The following is a 15,735-nucleotide window of genomic DNA, read 5'->3' as shown; positions in this document are numbered from 1 at the left end:
GTCTCTCTCTTCGCTGCCTCCCCTCTTTTTTTGGGGGGGGAGGGGTGGGCCTTCTTTGGGGGTTTCGCCTCCCCCCCCCCCCCCCCTCCGCCGGAACCGCCCGTCGCCCATGCCGCCGGGCGCCGTCAGGATCGCTGCACAGTTGACGGCCGGGAGGTCGTCACGGGGCATGGGACGCACTGCAACAGCAGATGGCTGCTTGGCGCCCAGGTCCTGTTCCATCAGTTCCGCGGGCCGAGTCGGTAGGAATGAGGGTTCAGTACGACTGTGCCTGCCGAGGGATGGGATGGCTGGGCAGTACGACAGTCAATTGCCGGAACCTCAGTCGAGTCCGGGAACGCACCCGCGGGGGTGTCCTACGACGTCCCCGAAACACCTCGTCGTCTGACCATCGGGCGGATACAGCCGGAGAATTCTGCTTCATGGGGGCAGCCAGCCCCGGTGATCTGCCTAGGGCCTGTCCGGCGGATCATGTGACCGTCTCGGTCTTGGCTCGTTGGCATGCTCATGGGGCGGGGAGATCTCACAAGTGAAGAATGGGCCCGGTTGAAGCCGCAGCTGCCGAAGTCCGGGCAGCGCGGCGGTCGTTGGGGCAGTCACCGCAGGATCATCAACGGAATCCTGTACCGTAACCGGACCGGGGTGCCGTGGCGTGATCTGCCTGCCCGTTTCGGTAAGTGGAAGACCGTTTACGAGCGGCATCGGCGCTGGTCAGCGGACGGCACGTGGGACAGGCTCTTCTCGGCAGTCCTGGCCGATGCCGATGCGGAAGGTCGCATCGACTGGTCGATGGTGAGCGTCGATTCCACCTCCTGCCGGGCCCATCAGCACGCCGCCGGAGCACGCAAGAAGCCTCCAAGGCTGCCGGGAAAAGACGCACGCCCCGGCAGCACCGCCCCGATGAGGGGCTCGGACGCTCGCGGGGCGGCCTGACCTGCAAGATCCATCTTGCCGGTGAGGGCGGACGCCGCCCGCTGGCCCTGCTGATCACTCCGGGCCAATGGGGTGATGCCCCGCAGTTCATCCCGGTCATGGATCGTGTCCGTGTTGCCCGTCTCGACGGTGGGCGGCCCCGGACCCGGCCCGACCACCTTGGCGGCGACAAGGCGTATTCCTCCCGCCGCAATCGCCGCTACCTGCGACGACGCCAGATCAAGCACACCATCCCCGAGCCGAAGAATCAGCGCGCCAACCGCCAAGCCCTCGGCAGCAGGGGCGGCCGGCCCGCCGGCTTCGACAAGACGATCTACAAGCGCAGGAACGAAGTTGAGCGAACGATCAACGCGCTAAAGCACTCCCGGGCCGTGGCCACGAGATTCGATAAGCGCGCCTACATCTTCCACGGCACCGTCACACTCGCCTCGATCAGACTCTGGCTGCGACCATGACCGCGGTTCAGGCGCGTCCTAGAACCTCGCCAACTGCCTCACCACAACCTCGACTGCCCTTGCATAGCGGGCGGGCTCACCCGAGTGAGCACGCCCCAGTGGACCTGCGCTCTCGCTGTGCGCGACGAGCCTGAAAATCAGTGCACGGACCAGCATCTGCGGCCAGTCAAGATGATCGCTGCCAGCCGTCAACAGGTCAGTCGGAAGGTCGAACCACAGCAGTCCGTCTGCAACCACGATCGCCTCAGCGAACACCGGCGGCCGCCAGTACGGGGAAAAGTCGATCACGACAGGCACTTGATCCGAACCGAACAGGACATTGCCCGTGAGATCGCCATGGATGAGCTGAGCTGTGTCCGGCGCCACCGGGCGCCTCAGCTGCAGCAGGGTCGAGAACGGTGCGGCGAGGTCGTCGATCACGTCGATGTCCTGCTCACCCCACGCGACTCGGTTGGCCACAGCCCACGGGTGCACGTGCAGATCAAGGAATTCGGGCCGGGGCACATCCCGCAGAGCGTTGTGGAAGGCGCGGCCGGCACTGAGGACACCGGTCCAGTGCCCCACCGGGCCAGGTTGACCGGTCAGGAACTCGCTGGCGGTCCAGCCGTCCACGACGCTTCGCCCGTCGGCGGCCCGCAACGGTAGTGGAACGCGGAAGCCACTGTCTGACGCCAGCTTCTCAAACAGGGAAGTCGCCCACTCGACCTCCTCGTCAGTGCCCTCGGCAGGCTTGAATACAAACCCACCGACGAGGACGCTTCGTCCCTGCCCACCAGCCAGCGGGACAGCAGAACCCTTCACACCGAAGGCGTCAAGGACGGCAGGGGCTGGCATGGCGTTGCTCGGCGTTTCAGTCACGCCGGGCATCCTGCCGACGTCATCGTGCCTACGCACCTCTTTTTCGCCCAAGCCCATCCGTCACACGCCAGCAGGGAAGATCCGCCGGACAGGCCCTAATCAGCGGGCGCTCCATCTGCAACCGGCCTGCGGCGGCGCTGGCACGCCCGACTCGGCCCCATCCGGCAGTCAGGCAAGCCACCCGGCCGGACTAGCCTCGATCCGGGCGCGCGTAGCTGGTCGGACGGTTCGGTTCCTGGCCGGGCGGACACCACCGCGTACCGTAAGGGGGCTGATCTGAGGCCGCTCTATAGTGCGAGTAGGGCGATGAGCAGGGAAGACGGCCAGAGCCCGTGGTCTGAGAGTCAGTGGAGAATGCATGAGTGAAGAGGCGGGGCAAGGCATCGCCAGCGTCGGTGAGATGCCATCGGCCGTACGCCCTGGTCCCGTCAGCCATGCAATCTTCCGGGTCGCCCGGCTACACCGAATGATCGCAGGACAACTGCTGCGGCAGGTGGGTCTCCACCCAAGCCAGGAAGTGGTCATGATGGAGCTCTGGCAACGCGGCCCGCTGCGGCAGGTGGACCTCCGCGACGTCCTCGGATCCGATGCGTCCACCATCACCCGCACTGTGCACCGCCTGGAGCAGGCTGGCTTCGTGCGCCGCATGCCCTCCCTCACGGACAAGCGATCGATGATCGTCGAGCCCACCGCGGCAAGTCTCGCGTTGCGGGACAAAGTAGAAGACATCTGGGCCGAACTGGAACGCTGCGCCGTTGGCGACCTCACCGACGCCGAGCAGGAGCAGACCCTGGCCTCGCTCGGCCGGCTGGAACGCAACCTCAACAACGCGGCAACAGACGCCGGAAGGGTCGGCTGCGGCGATTAGCTACCGGCTACGCCTTGGTCCTGTCCGTCGTCCACGCGGCCGGCGCCCGCACCGGCCCGGCTGAGCCCTGCGGCCAGGGGCCCCGAGATTGGGCACCGCCCTGCCCGTCGCCTGGGAGTGGGCGGAGCGTCTACTGAGCTTTTCGGTGTGAGGTCGGGGTGACGCGGGGTGATCCCTGCGGTACGCCGCCGGGATGCGGTATCCGGTATGCACAAGGCGGTGACCTGACCGATGCGCGGCGCCGGGCCCGGGAACGGATCCGTCGGGAGGCCGCCGAGCGATTCGCCTGGGGCGAGAAGATCTCGCGGATCACGGAGGATCTGCGGGTCACGGAGCGGCAGTCGGTGGAACGCTGGCGCCAGGCCTGGCGCGAGGGCGGCGTCGCAGGGCTGGCGGCGCGCGACTCGCCGGGATGGCCCAGGCCGACCACTGCCCAGTTTGCTGTGCTAGAGCAGGAGTTGACCAAGGGGCCCGCCCCGGAGGCAGAGCGCGCTGGACTTCGTGAAGGTCTGCTTTGTGTCGGTGCCTCGTCAGGCGCGGCCGGGACCGGCCGCGTACCCGGATCAGCGGCGTGCGACCGCGTCCATCCGGTGGCCCCGCTCCCGGGCCTCGACGGGTGCGCCGTCGCCTCCGACTCCTCCCTCAACACCCCCCGCCCTCTGCATCAGCGTGGCCGCGGCGGGCTGGAAGTCGACCGATACCTTCAACGGGTCGCTTCATGTGGTCGACCGGTTCCGCACCCTCGGCCAGAAAGCGTCCCCCGAAGCGACCGAACATCGCCTGCCCGACTTGGGCGACGAGGCCGCCGTCCTCATCAAGGGGGAGGCCCATGGCCTCTGGTCCACGGGGCCCGAGCCCTGGCAGGCGATGGTGCGGGTCCGCGCCGGCAACGCCCTGTTCGTCACCACGTACGCCGAAGAGTCCGCGACCCGCGCCCATACGACGAAGGCGGCGGAAGCCCCGATGCGCAACCTCTGCTCCGCGGTTGGATCTGCCGAGGCGCACCCGCTGGCCTTGGGCCTCCAAAGGCAGCAGCGGCGGACGCCGGCGGGCTTGGACCGGATGTTCTACCGCAACGCAACGTCGTGGAACGCTGGCGTCTTCCAGTAGCAGCGTCGATCGCCTCTTGGTCAGCGCGTGCGAGGTCAGTCGGCCACCTGCGTTCAGAAGCGGCACAACCTGACTATGACTCGCCGCTCGACCGGCTGGGCCCGGCGAAGACCAGCTGGGTGACCTCGGGTCCGTAGTCGGCTCTTGCGGTGATCCGATAGAGGCCCGCGTCCGGCACGTTGGTGTTGGCGCTGAGGCGGTCGTCACCGGTGACATCGAAGGAGAAGTCGTTGCTGCTCCAGCTCCCGTCGATGTTGGCGATACGGCAATCGACGTCGGCTGGCTCATCAGTTCCTGTGATGGTGCACTCCCAGCTGGATTCTGGGGTGACGTAGTCGGGGGTTGTGAGGCCGATGCCTTCGTCGCCCTGTTCTGGGCCGCGGATGAGTGCATCGTGGTCGAGGAGGAAATCTTCGATGAGGGGCAGCATCTTCTTGTTGTTGGCGAGTGCTCCATGCTGGGCAGCGAGCGGGATCGTAGGTGTGGTGACGGCTGCGGAGCTGCGGTGAACGGTCCCGTCTCCCCATACCTGCATGCGGCGCGGTGTGCCGTTGGGGTCGCGGCTCAGTTCGCCGTCGGAGGCCGTGATGAAGCCGTACTCGGATGCCCGTACGACGCCGTCGGTGAGAGTGAGGGACTGGACAGTGTCTTGTCGCACGCCAACGACGGGCTGCTGTTGTGGCAACTGCTGGGCGTAGAGGGTAGAGAAGAAGTCCTGTGCCTGAGCAAAGAGGTCTTTGTCCCCGCCGAGTGCGGCGACGTCGCCTGGCGTGAGGCGGTGTACATCCATGCCGTCTTCCAGGCATCGGAAGCGGGGCAGCAGTTCGTGGACAGCGGGCATGGTCGCAGCGGCGGCCGCCAGGCGAGTGTGCGGGAGTGGCAAAGGCGCGCCCTGGGAGGCGTTGAGGATATTCGCGGCGACGACGGATCCTTGGAAGGGGGTGCCTAGGGTGAGCACGCCACGTGTGTCGGCCACGAGGTCCTTGTCGCCGCCGAGGGTCAGGGCGGTGTTGGTGACGAGTCCGCCCATGGAGTGGGCGAGGAAGACGAGGCGGGCGGGCCTGTCCTCAAGCGCCTGGCGGCGAGCTTCGGGCTGGGCGGAGTGGTCACGCCAGTTCTGCAGGTGGTCGCGTGCTTCCTTGGCGAGACGTCGGGCGTTGACCGCGATGGGCAGTCGCCAGTCGTAAGGGAAGGTCATGACGGCGTCCCGATGGGCTGCGCACTCTTCGGCGAGGTTCACGAGTCTGGTGTAGGGCTCGATTCCGCGCAGGAACGGGCTCCACACAGGGGTCTGAAGTAGGCGGCGGGCCTTGACCCGGCTGTAGTGGCCGGTGCGCTCCTCATCGGTGAGGTGCAGGGGGGCAAGCCCCTTGGGGCGCAGCCAGGCATGGGTGAGCCATCGGGGGTCGGCTATTCCCCAGATCACCTTGCCGGTGGTGGTGTCGTAGAGCTCGCTGCCCATGATGCCGGGGACGATGACGATGGCGTCGTGGGTGGTGCGGTGGGTCAGGCTGGGCGAGATGTGCGGAGCTGGTGCGGGTCGGACTTGCCCCCGTGGCTGGTTCATGGCTGTCACACTAATGACATGCAGCACACGGGGGGCGGGGTACGGCCTAAGTCACTGCCGTCGCAAGGTGACGAAGCGTCAACACAGCGCGTTCTGTTGAGCCTTGCTGTGCGCGACTATCCGGGTGACGCGGCGCAGGAGCAGTTCGCGAGAGGCATCGACCTACAGAAGGACGTGGTCGGCGAGTGGTGGTGGCACACTCCTGATCCTGAGATGGCGTTTACTCCAGTTGAGCCGGCTGGGGAACTGGTGGACCGCGACGCCGTCGAGGAGTTCCTGCGCGCCCAGAGGGTTCGGGACTTGCAGGGCGAGGCTCTCGTGCTGTTCATCACCGGTCATGGCTTCTCCGGCAGTTCCGATACGCACTTCCTTCGCCTTCCGAAGACGGACCTCAAGCGCCCTCTGGCGACGGCTGTGCGGACTGTCGATGTCGTGGCTGCGGCCCTGGACTCGCATGCGAAGAACGTCCTGGTGATCGTCAACACGTGCTTCGCTGGCAACATGGCTGCGGATCTCGCGGCCGCGCACAAGGAGATCAGACCGGACCGGCGCGATAACTGTCAGTTAGATGTTCTGGTGACCTGTGGCCTGAAGACCAAGATCGAGGTCACCAGGTTTCCCACGCTGTTACGGGCCGCGCTTGAGCGTTTGCGCCACACCGCTGGCATCACTACTCCGTATTTGAGCGTCCCGGAGTTCATGGCGCAGTACGCGCGGGGACTGCCGCCGGAGGACGAGAAGAAGTTTAAACTGCACCATCTCGTTCAGGGTGGCACTCTTCAGCCATCCGTTTGTCTGCCCAACCCCGGCTACATCCGGCTGCCGGAACTCGCCGGTTCCTTGGCCGGGCATACTCCGTGGTCTGCCGAGTACTGGCTGGACCGGGCGAGCGGCCGGCCTCACGAGCAGGACACAGGCTGGTACTTCCGCGGCCGCGAGGGTCTGAACAAGGACGTCGCCGAGTTCCTGGATCCGGGCAACCGGCGCGGCGTACTCCTGGTCACGGGGTGCGCAGGCAGTGGAAAGTCAGCCGTGCTGGCCCGGGCGGTGATGCTTAGCGACCCGGAGTTCCGGCGGGATCCGCTGTACAAGCAGGTCGAGGAGACGTCAGAGCCGGCAACAATCCCTGTGGAGAACCCGCGTTGTGCGGCGCTGCTGGCCCGCGGTCTTGATGCCGCGCAATTTGCCGCGGGGCTGGTCACGGCGCTCGGTCTGCCGCTGCGGCCGGTAACTCCGACAGACGACAAGGTCGCCGTCTGGTCCAGCCAGCTCCGCGAGCATGTAGAGGAATCTGGCGATCCAGTGACCATCGTGGTGGATGCGTTGGACGAGGCCCAGGAGCAATCACGGATCATGAGTGATGTGCTCGGCCCTCTGGAACCAATGTCTCGTGTGTTGTTACCCGGTCAGCGCCAGAGCCAGACCGGTTGCGATACGACACCGGGGCTGCGGCTCTTAGTAGGGGTTCGTTCAAGTCAGTCCACCGAGGGTGCCGATGCTGCTGGGTCGAAGGATGACCCAGGACTCCTGCATACACTGCGCCGTCTGTTCCCGAGTGCACTGGTGGAACGCACGGACAGCATCACCAGCAAGCAGGACATGGCGCAGTACCTCAGCGCCCTGGTCGGCAACGTCGTCGGCGATGATGCGGCTCAAGCCATCTCGTCCGTAGTGGAAGCCGTGTGGCCGTCCTTCATCGACGCCCGGCTGGCCGGCTACCAACTGCACAACTCCCCGGACCCGTGGGCACTGGCCCGGAACGAGGAGTGGCACCGCACGACGCTGACCCAGGGCCTTCACGGGCTGCTGCGCCGCGATCTGCACCTGGTCGAGGACGATGGTCTGCCTCCTCGCGTCGCCCTGGCCCTTCTGAAGGCATCGGCCTACGCCAAGGGCCAAGGCGTGCCCTGGGGCGAGGTGTGGCCGGCGATGGCGGGTATCTTCCTGCTTCCCGATCAGCTGGAGCCGGAGGAGTGGGACACGATGATCGGCAAGCTGCTCAACGGACGGTTGAGCGGATATCTGGCTCAGGCCATAGAAGACGACCGCCGTGTGTATCGTCCCGCGCACGAGGAGTTGGCTGCCGAACTCCTGCGTCCCGACAGTAATCTGCTCGCGCCTGGCGGTGACCGTGACTGAGGCCAACGAGGCATACCAGCGGGACATTCACCGCCAGATCGCTGAGCGGCTCAAGGATCTCGTTCCCAGCGATCCAACACTTCCTCCTCATCCGTATCTGCGGCGGCATCTGGCTGAGCACGCGGCACAGGGCGAGGTGTTCGACGACGACCACGTGACACCCGGTTTGCTCGCTTGGGAGAGCAGCTCGCAGGTCAGCAGGCTGCTGGCCGCGCAGGACACAACGAGCGAGCGGCGGCAGTGGCTGAATGCCTGGGCAGCGCTCGAGCCGTTTGCTTTGAACACCGGTCCCCTCTCGCGGCTGAGCAGTCTGCACCTCGCACGGCACGCACTCCTGCGCCTCCCCTCCCAGACTGTGCCTGCCGAACAGGCGGAGCCCTTGAGTACTCCCGTCCCTGTCAGCCCGCTGTGGAGTGACAGAGTCGTCCCCAATCCCGCATGGACCGCCAGCCCGAAAGAGGTGACCGCCCTCGCAACGCTCCGCGCGTCTGATGGCACTGCACCTAAGATCGCCACGGGTGACGACAGCGGGACGTTGCGGCTGCTGCGCGCTGACGGTCGGCTCACCCACATCCCCGTGGAACTGCATTCGGGGGCCATCACCCATCTGTTGGCACTGCGCGGCGGGCTCCTCATCACTGCTGGCACCGACGGCCGCGTGATGGCGGTCAAGGAGGAGGACGGGCAGCTCACGCACCGGCAGATTGCACGCCGACAGAAGACGTGGGTCAGCTCCCTGACCACTTACCGGCCCGACGGCCATCCGCCCCTGCTCCTTGCGGCGTTCAGCGACGGTGAGGTCGAGTCCGTCGACCTTGGCCGTTTCCACCCACGGCCTCTATCGCTGGGACCACTTGACGACTTCTCGGCCCTGTTGTGCGGCGTCCCTGTGGCAGACGGGGGAGACCGGCTGCTGTTCAGCGTGCGCGACACCGTCTACTGCTACGACGGGACCACGGCAGAGGTCCATTCGCGGCACCAGGGACGTGTCCGTGCCCTGATCGCGCTGTCACAGCCTGGCCACTACGCCGTGGGGGACGAGAGCGGAAATGTCACTTTGTGCGGCCTCGATGCGGACCAAGTGCTCGCCGTCGGGCGGCATGATGCGCTCCAGGCAGGACGATCGCCGTCGCCTGTGACGTCATTGCATCAGGTGTCCGTCGAACAAAAATCGGCTCTCGTTTCGGCTGCGGGCGACGGCACCCTACGGCTGTGGCACCTGCCGTCGCTGAAACCCGTTGCCGGTTCGCTGGCCGCCCACACCGCTCCGGTTAACGCGATGACCTGTCTTCCTGGCCGGCATCACGACCGGCTGCTTTCGGGCGGAGCGGACCATATCGTGCGCAGCTGGCCGGTCGACGAAGCCACCTTCGGACAGAAACCCCAAACCTGGAACAGCGTCACGGCCAGCGCCGTGTCTCCAACGGCGCCGCACCGCCTGGCCGTGGCCCGCGCTTCACGCGTGATCCTCAGGGACCTGGTTTCGGGCACAGAAATCACCCGCATGAAAGGGCGTCGCATCAGCGCCCTGGCATGGCCTCAGATCGGAGGGCGCCGGTTGCTCGCCGCAGCGCTCGACGACCTCAGCATCATCTGCGTGGACCCCGAAACCAATTGCCAGGTCGGTCCGCCGATGGCCGGCCACGACTTGCCCATCCGCAGACTCGTCACGCTGCCCAGTGCCGCCGGCGAACGATTGGCCAGTGCCGGTGCGGACGGACGAGTCTGCGTCTGGGATCCGTCAACAGGAGAGCGCCTCGCCCTCTTCGACGACCACGACCTCACGGTGCGCTGCCTGGCCACCCATCAGGCCGCCGAGTTGCGACTGCTCGCATCCGGTGGCAGCGACGGAAACATCAGGATCTGGAACGCCGACACTCTTGAGCAGCACGTCCCCACCCTCAAATGCGACCAGGGGCTCATCAACGACCTGGCCTTCGTCACCCCGGACGACGGCGGACTGCTCATCGCTGCAGCAGGACGAAACGGAACGCTCAAACTCTGGGCCCCAGCCACCCAGGAACCGGTGCGCACCATGACGTGCAATGACGGTGAACTAAGCGCAGTGACCTCCATACCGCTCCGTTACGGGCGCGCTGCGCTGGCCGCCGCGGGGAAGACCAGTGTGCACCTGTGGGATGCCACCACCGGCCAGCCGCTGCTGCAGATAGTGACCGGATCTCCCGTCACCTCGCTCAAGACCGTCCAGGACTCCGGTGACGCCTCTTCGTCAATCCTGCTGGCCTCCGGCGAAGCGGGCCCGAGCGCGGTCCGCCTGCACCACGACCTGCTGTAATCCGCTGTGCGCCCCATTGGTGCTGCAACACAACACAACATGCGCCCCACAAGATGCGTGTGGCACATGCCAACGGAAGTACGGTGCGGGACAATCCAAAGCTCCACACGTTCGGCCCGTAACGGGGCCCCGACCTGCTGACCACGGACAAGGATCAATGATCTCTGCGTTAGGACATCGCCTGACCGCCTCCGGGCCCGCCGCGTCGAAGCCCCGGATCGCTCTGCGGGGAAGGTCATGCCGATGACCGATCCCACCCTGATCCCCGCACCCGCGACGGGAGTCTGGCGCTTGGGCTGGGCGCACGACCCCATCAAGTACAACCAGGTGGAACCCGAGACTTTCGACGGCTCATCTGCCGGCCGGTTCAGCCTGTTCTCCTACGAGACGCTGTATTGCGCGTCCGACCCTGCCGGTTGCTACGCCGAAGCACTGGCTCAGTACCGTGTCTCCCCCTTCGTGCGGTCTCTGATGCAGAACACAGAGGTCGGCAACGGTTACATGGCTGTGGGCGATGTCCCCTCCAGCTGGCGCGATTCGCGCATCCTCGTCCGGCTCACCGCACCTCCCCAGGCGCAGTTCCTCGATCTTGAGTCCAACCTGACACGCATCTCCCTCACCGAAGCGCTCGGGGAAGATCTGAGCGCATTCGGGGTGCAAGGCGTTCTCACCGACAAGGACATCCACGGCAAGGACCGAACGGTCGCGCGCCAGATCGCCGCTTGGGCCGTGGCTCAGCGCAATGAAGCAGGGCACCAGCTAATGCAGGGGATCAGCTACCGCTCGAGCTACGGCGGACACCGTTGCTGGGCGATCCTGCGCGACACCGAGCTCATGGAACAGGAGCGCAGACCCATCAGGCAAGAGGACGTCGACCTGCACGAGGTGGCCGGCGAGTATGGCATCACCGTCAGATGACGCCGTTGCGTCGTCTAGCCGTACAGCCTGTCGCCCATTCAGGTCGCCCGTCCCCACATCGTTCACAGTTGGGCGGCTCACCCCCTCGCGGTGAAAACGCAGATCAGAGCCTTGCCCTCACCTCCACAGGTGGGATTTAGGTGTGTTTTGAAGAGGCAAAACTATGGAGTATGGAATCCCTAAACGGGTACCCTTTGAGCAACTGACCTGAGGAGCAACCATGTTGAAGCACTCAACGGACATAGCCTGGCTGTTATCAGCGCCGCCACCGCGGCCGCTCCAGCCGGCCGCCCTGCTGACATGCGCGAACATGAACGCCTCCTCTCAGCCGACGTGGTGTGCTGCCTTGGCCCACAGGCCAGACCCGGGCGCACGCGGCATCCTTCCCAGCCGCAGCTCTCGCCCTACCTACACCATCAGTCCGGCCTTAGCGCGTTAAGCGCCACGCATCCTTCGCTCTCTTGAGAAGTGGGCGGGGAATCGAGGAGACCATGCAGACTCAACGAGAGACATCCGCTCAGGCCGAGGCCCGCGCGCTCCGGACAGTCACCGAGCTGAAGCCGGCCCAAATGGCCCAGCAGCTCCAAGAGACGTTCAGTCAGAAGGTGACCGCCTTGATCGCGGGGGTCGAAGACTCCAAGCAAGTCGGGCGCTGGGCGCGAGACCAGAACGCGCCGCGCATCGACTCCGAGAACCGGATGCGCGCCGCCTGCCAAGTCTTCGCATTCATCGCCGACTGCGAGAACGGGCACATCGCCCGAGCGTGGATGCTCGGAATGAACCCCCAGCTGGACGACACCTCACCGATCGAAGCCATCGCCAAGGGGCGATTCAAGGAAGTGATGGCCGCGGCCCGCTCCTTCCAGCGGGGCGACCTCTGACCTAGGCTCGCGTTCACGTAATCGAACCCGCGCTCGCCGCCTGGCCGAACGAGCGGCGCCGGCACGCTCTCGACATCGGCCGCCCGCCCGTGGTTTCTGGGGTGATGCAGGCCACGACGTCCAGCTACTGACCTTGTCGGTAAGCCACAGCCAGTTCGGACCGTCCGTCGTGACGTCCCGGCGAACGCGGTCGTCGTGGACCGGCGGGCCCGCCTTCCTGGTTCGCCCGCGCTTCTTCCCGGAGAGGCTCCACCAGCGGTTGTCCCGGCAGATCCGCCACGCGGCCCGGTCGGACATGCCGGATCCCGCACTGCGGGCTTCGTCGGCCAGGAAGCGGTAGCCGAACTCCGGGTCCTCGCGGTGGGCGTCGAACAGTGCGTTCGCGCGAGCAGCTTGCTCGAACTCGGCATCGGTCACCGGCTTGTCGAGCCAACGGTAGTAAGGCTGTCTGGCGAGCGTCGCAGGAGTCGTCCGGGACGGTGGTGTGGACCAGCCCCCGCCGAGGGACCGCACCGACTCCCCTTCCCTTGGTCATCGTGGGTGCAACTGCTATACCGCCAGGAGACGAACGAACCTCCGTGCGAGCGCGTACTCGCGCTCAAGTCCGGAAGACCTCTCCTTGCCGAAGGGGTCCACCAGGAGGATCCTCAAGCGCGAGATCCGACTGCCGCTGTGGCGCGCTGGCCCATACCGCGGGCTTCGTCGGCGGAGTTCAGGCCTGTTTTCTCGGCGCCGCACGGGCCGGAATACCTCGGACACCGAGACGGCCCGGCACCGCGAGTGCGATGCCGGGCCAGAACGCGGTTCGAGTCCGAAGGCTTCAGCCCTGGCGGGCCTTGAAACGAGGGTCCTTCTTGTTGAGCACGAAGGTCACACCCCGTCGGCGCACCACCTGCGCGCCGGGCCTGGACTTCAGCGAGCGCAGTGATTTGCGTACCTTCATCGCGTGGTCCTTCCGAAACGTCGTTCGAATCGTTCGACCCGGCCTGCGGTGTCGATGACCCGCGAGGTGCCGGTGTAGAAGGGATGGGTCGCCGACGAGATCTCTACGTCGACGACGGGGTACACGGTGCCGTTGTCCCGTTCGACCGTGCTGCGCGAGTCGAGCGTGGAGTGGGCAAGCAGCTGGAAGCCTCCGGCGCGGTCACGGAAGACGACCGGACGCAATGTTGGGTGGATGCCGGACCTCATGGAACGTACCTCCTGCTCGGATCAGCGATCTTCACGAAACTCGACGTGCGAGCCGACCACCGGGTCGTACCTGCGCAGAACGAGCCGGTCGGGGTCGCTCAGACGGTTCTTGCGGGTCACGTAAGTGACTCCGGTGCCGGCCGTCGACTTCAGCCTGACAACCGGCCGCATGCTGTTGCGTGCCATGAGGCGCTCCTTTCGTCCGTCATCACCCGAGCCAATTGACTCGGTCATGTCAGACGCCTCTCACAACGCCTCCCCACAGCAACGCATTCCCTGAAGCCGTCGCCGCCGACAGGTCACATAGGACGCCATTTCCCTTGGCGAGTCTTCGGTGGCCTATGAGGGTCGCGGCGATGGCTGTGAAGGCGAGGAAGTACTCCGGCCTCGTGAATCCCGCGACAACAACGAGCACACCGAGATCCACGAACTGAACCCGAGGAAAAAGGACGCAGCCAAGAAACCGCCATCGGTCTGAGCGGTCCTACAGACCGCGTGACAGCACAGCCGGCGGCCTTTGCTTCGGAGCCGCTGCTGGCTGCAGGTCATCAAGGAAGTCGAGGACCACGGGTGGCGCCTAGACGGCGGGGACACCTACGGCTCGCCCGATTCGGCCATCGAGCGAATGTCCCGCAGCGTGTCGTCTACGTACGTCAGGTCGGCGAGTGAGCGGTAGTGGGTGACCGGGGCGAACGGATCGTCCACGGCCAGCGAGGCGGTGACGTGACCGGCCCAGGATGCGGCGCCGGGCCACCGGCCCAACGCCGCGGCCCCGACGACGTGACCGACGCCATGCGTGGCGACGGCCTCGACGGCCGGCCCACTGCCCTCGACGTAGGCGGTCATCGCGTCGGGAGCGCAGAGGTCGCCAGCCGCCCGGGGCCGCAAGCGGCCTGCCATTCGAATGCTGTGTCAGGTCTGCACCGGAATCCAGAACGAGATAGAAGTGCCCTCGCCCGCCGGGGACTCAATACTCAGCTCGCCGTCGAAGGCCGCCACGCGGTCGGCCAGCCCGATCAGACCGCTGCCAACCCTGACTCCCTGCACTCCTCCGACGCCGTCGTCGGCGATACGTACCCGCAACACGCCGTCGACCAGGTGCAGCCCGATCTCGATGCGTGACGCCTGCGCGTGCTTGACCGCATTTGTCACCGCCTCGGCGATGACGAAGTAGGCGTTGGATTCCACCGCCGAGGGCAGCCGCCGCTCGGTGGTGTTGTCCACCACGACCGGTACCGGACACCGGGCAGCCAGGTCCTCCACCGCGCCGGCGAGGCCCTTGATGGTGAGGGTGAGGGGGTAGATGCCCCGTGCGAGTTCCCTCAGTTCGTCGATGGCGGTCTGGGCGTTGGCGATCGAGTCCTCCAGGAGAGCGGTGACCACCGCGTCGTCGCGGGTCGACATCTCACCTACCAGCCGGAGTCCGATCATCAGGCTGACAAGCCGTTGCTGCGCCCCGTCGTGCAGGTCCCGAGCGGTGCGGCGGTGCACTTCCTCTACGCTCTGCATGATGCGCCTGCGACTGTCCTGCAACGAGGCCGCCATCGTGTTGAACGACGTACCGAGCGCACCGATCTCCGCCACTTTGCTGGGGGTGATCCGCACGGTGAGATCTCCGCCCGCGAGTCGTTGCGCCGCTGCCGCGACTTCACGGACTGGGCGGACGACGGCACGATGCTGGATCAAGGTGAAGGCGGCCACGAGCGCGACGGTCCCTGCCAGTCCGAGGCCGGCGGCGACCACCGCCCGGTGCGCGTTGATGCCCGCCGCGTCCTCGCGTGCCGCGAGCTGAGCGCGTTCGTCCGCCATGTACCGGTCGAACTGGGCTCGCAGGGCGTCGACCTGACGTTTGCCCTCCTCCGCCCTCGGCAGGCCGAAGGCGGCCGGGTCGTCCCGACGCACGGCCGCGACCAACGGTATGGAGTAGTCGTACAGCAGGGACTTCACAGCCGCGGTGATCCGTACTGCCGAGCGCCGCTGCTGCGACGATGTGGTGCCCTCGACGAACCGCCGTGCCTCGGCGGTGAAGTGCTTGCGTGCTTCGTTCCACGGCTGGAGGAACGACTCCTGCCGCGTCATCACGAACCCCCGCTGGCCCGTTTCCAGGTCCAGCACCAACCGTTCCAGGGTTTCCGCCTCGACCAGTGCGGTCCTGGACGCACGGCGCGCCGAGGTCGAGTCGTTCGCGTCGTCGATCGCCCAGATGAGGATCATGAAAGCGATCCCCATGAACAGCGCGAGCACCCCGCTCGCCACAATCGTGAGGCTGGTGATCCCTGGTCGTAGATCGCCGTACCACCGTCGTACCCTCATGCTCCGCCCAGCGGTAGAAGAACGGGATCGTCAGACGCTTCCGAGAAGTCAGGTCTCCGATGTGGATGAGTTAGCTGTTTGAAGATACCTGATGACTGACTCACTCGCGAAGATCGGCTCTGTCACTCATGCCAACATGAGAGTCACCATCACAGTCAACACATGAGGGTCTGTGTTGACCAGAGAGCGGTCACCACTCCGGATCG

Annotated in this window: 14 protein-coding genes and 1 pseudogene; 7 read left to right on the top strand and 8 right to left on the bottom strand. The window is 66.1% G+C overall.

Annotated elements, in window-relative coordinates; translation table 11 throughout:
* Positions 1 to 507: 507 nt before the first annotated feature.
* A protein-coding gene (locus ACFVDP_RS27185; RefSeq protein WP_383495172.1) for an IS5 family transposase occupies positions 508 to 1,388 on the top strand; the annotation gives its coding sequence in 2 pieces (ribosomal slippage) (positions 508 to 871 and positions 871 to 1,388; 882 coding nt in all).
* Positions 1,389 to 1,406: 18 nt separating this feature from the next.
* On the opposite strand, the gene ACFVDP_RS27180 is transcribed toward ACFVDP_RS27185, so the two are convergent.
* A complete protein-coding gene (locus ACFVDP_RS27180; protein WP_383494829.1) occupies positions 1,407 to 2,255 on the bottom strand; it encodes an aminoglycoside phosphotransferase in 849 nt (282 codons plus the stop codon).
* A 349-nt stretch (positions 2,256 to 2,604) separates the two neighbouring features.
* Here ACFVDP_RS27180 and ACFVDP_RS27175 point away from each other — a divergent pair, with 349 nt between their 5' ends.
* Both ACFVDP_RS27175 and ACFVDP_RS27170 read left to right on the top strand, forming a co-directional pair.
* Entirely contained in the window at positions 2,605 to 3,114 is a 510-nt protein-coding gene (locus ACFVDP_RS27175; protein ID WP_383494826.1) for a MarR family winged helix-turn-helix transcriptional regulator, read from the top strand.
* A 669-nt stretch (positions 3,115 to 3,783) separates the two neighbouring features.
* Positions 3,784 to 4,224 (top strand): hypothetical protein, encoded by a 441-nt coding sequence (locus ACFVDP_RS27170; protein WP_383494824.1) that lies wholly within the window; start codon positions 3,784 to 3,786, stop codon positions 4,222 to 4,224.
* 73 nt (positions 4,225 to 4,297) lie between these two features.
* Here ACFVDP_RS27170 and ACFVDP_RS27165 read toward each other — a convergent pair whose 3' ends face one another.
* The gene (locus ACFVDP_RS27165; RefSeq protein ID WP_383494820.1) at positions 4,298 to 5,791 is read right to left on the bottom strand and encodes an esterase/lipase family protein; all 1,494 of its coding nucleotides are present in this window, start codon (positions 5,789 to 5,791) and stop codon (positions 4,298 to 4,300) included.
* Positions 5,792 to 5,809: 18 nt separating this feature from the next.
* Between ACFVDP_RS27165 and ACFVDP_RS27160 the strand changes: the two genes are divergently transcribed.
* The 4 genes from ACFVDP_RS27160 (at position 5,810) to ACFVDP_RS27145 (ending at position 12,025) form a co-directional block, all read left to right on the top strand.
* Positions 5,810 to 7,930, top strand: a complete 2,121-nt coding sequence (locus tag ACFVDP_RS27160; protein WP_383494817.1) for an AAA family ATPase — start codon at positions 5,810 to 5,812, stop codon at positions 7,928 to 7,930.
* The gene (locus ACFVDP_RS27155; protein ID WP_383494814.1) at positions 7,923 to 10,226 is read left to right on the top strand and encodes a WD40 repeat domain-containing protein; all 2,304 of its coding nucleotides are present in this window, start codon (positions 7,923 to 7,925) and stop codon (positions 10,224 to 10,226) included. Before ACFVDP_RS27160 ends, ACFVDP_RS27155 begins: the two co-directional genes overlap by 8 nt.
* 243 nt (positions 10,227 to 10,469) lie before the next feature.
* Positions 10,470 to 11,144, top strand: coding sequence for an RES family NAD+ phosphorylase (locus ACFVDP_RS27150; protein WP_383494811.1), 675 nt, complete (start codon positions 10,470 to 10,472; stop codon positions 11,142 to 11,144).
* Positions 11,145 to 11,635: 491 nt separating this feature from the next.
* A complete protein-coding gene (locus tag ACFVDP_RS27145; protein WP_383494808.1) occupies positions 11,636 to 12,025 on the top strand; it encodes an XRE family transcriptional regulator in 390 nt (129 codons plus the stop codon).
* Positions 12,026 to 12,845: 820 nt separating this feature from the next.
* Here ACFVDP_RS27145 and ykgO read toward each other — a convergent pair.
* The 6 genes and pseudogenes from ykgO to ACFVDP_RS27115 all read right to left on the bottom strand — a co-directional run bounded on the left by ykgO (position 12,846) and on the right by ACFVDP_RS27115 (position 15,460).
* Positions 12,846 to 12,968: a type B 50S ribosomal protein L36 gene (gene ykgO, locus ACFVDP_RS27140; protein WP_383494805.1), complete on the bottom strand. Its 123-nt coding sequence runs from the start codon at positions 12,966 to 12,968 to the stop codon at positions 12,846 to 12,848.
* Complete coding sequence (locus ACFVDP_RS27135; RefSeq protein WP_383494802.1) at positions 12,965 to 13,216, bottom strand: type B 50S ribosomal protein L31; 252 nt, start codon at positions 13,214 to 13,216, stop codon at positions 12,965 to 12,967. Before ACFVDP_RS27135 ends, ykgO begins: the two co-directional genes overlap by 4 nt.
* Before the next feature lie 21 nt (positions 13,217 to 13,237).
* Entirely contained in the window at positions 13,238 to 13,402 is a 165-nt protein-coding gene (gene rpmG, locus ACFVDP_RS27130) for a 50S ribosomal protein L33 (RefSeq protein ID WP_383494799.1), read from the bottom strand.
* Between the two features lie 139 nt (positions 13,403 to 13,541).
* Positions 13,542 to 13,645: pseudogene (locus ACFVDP_RS27125) on the bottom strand (IS5/IS1182 family transposase); the annotation flags it as partial.
* A 165-nt stretch (positions 13,646 to 13,810) separates the two neighbouring features.
* Positions 13,811 to 14,062 (bottom strand): hypothetical protein, encoded by a 252-nt coding sequence (locus ACFVDP_RS27120; RefSeq protein ID WP_383494796.1) that lies wholly within the window; start codon positions 14,060 to 14,062, stop codon positions 13,811 to 13,813.
* Positions 14,063 to 14,128: 66 nt separating this feature from the next.
* Positions 14,129 to 15,460, bottom strand: coding sequence for a CHASE3 domain-containing protein (locus ACFVDP_RS27115; protein WP_383494793.1), 1,332 nt, complete (start codon positions 15,458 to 15,460; stop codon positions 14,129 to 14,131).
* Positions 15,461 to 15,735 lie beyond the last annotated feature (275 nt).

Origin of the sequence: Streptomyces sp. NPDC057694, from assembly GCF_042799415.1 — a bacterium.
In the GTDB taxonomy this organism is placed as follows: Bacteria; Actinomycetota; Actinomycetes; order Streptomycetales; family Streptomycetaceae; genus Streptomyces.
Note: the sequence above shows the minus strand (reverse complement) of the source record. Positions and strands in the feature narration are given on the sequence as shown.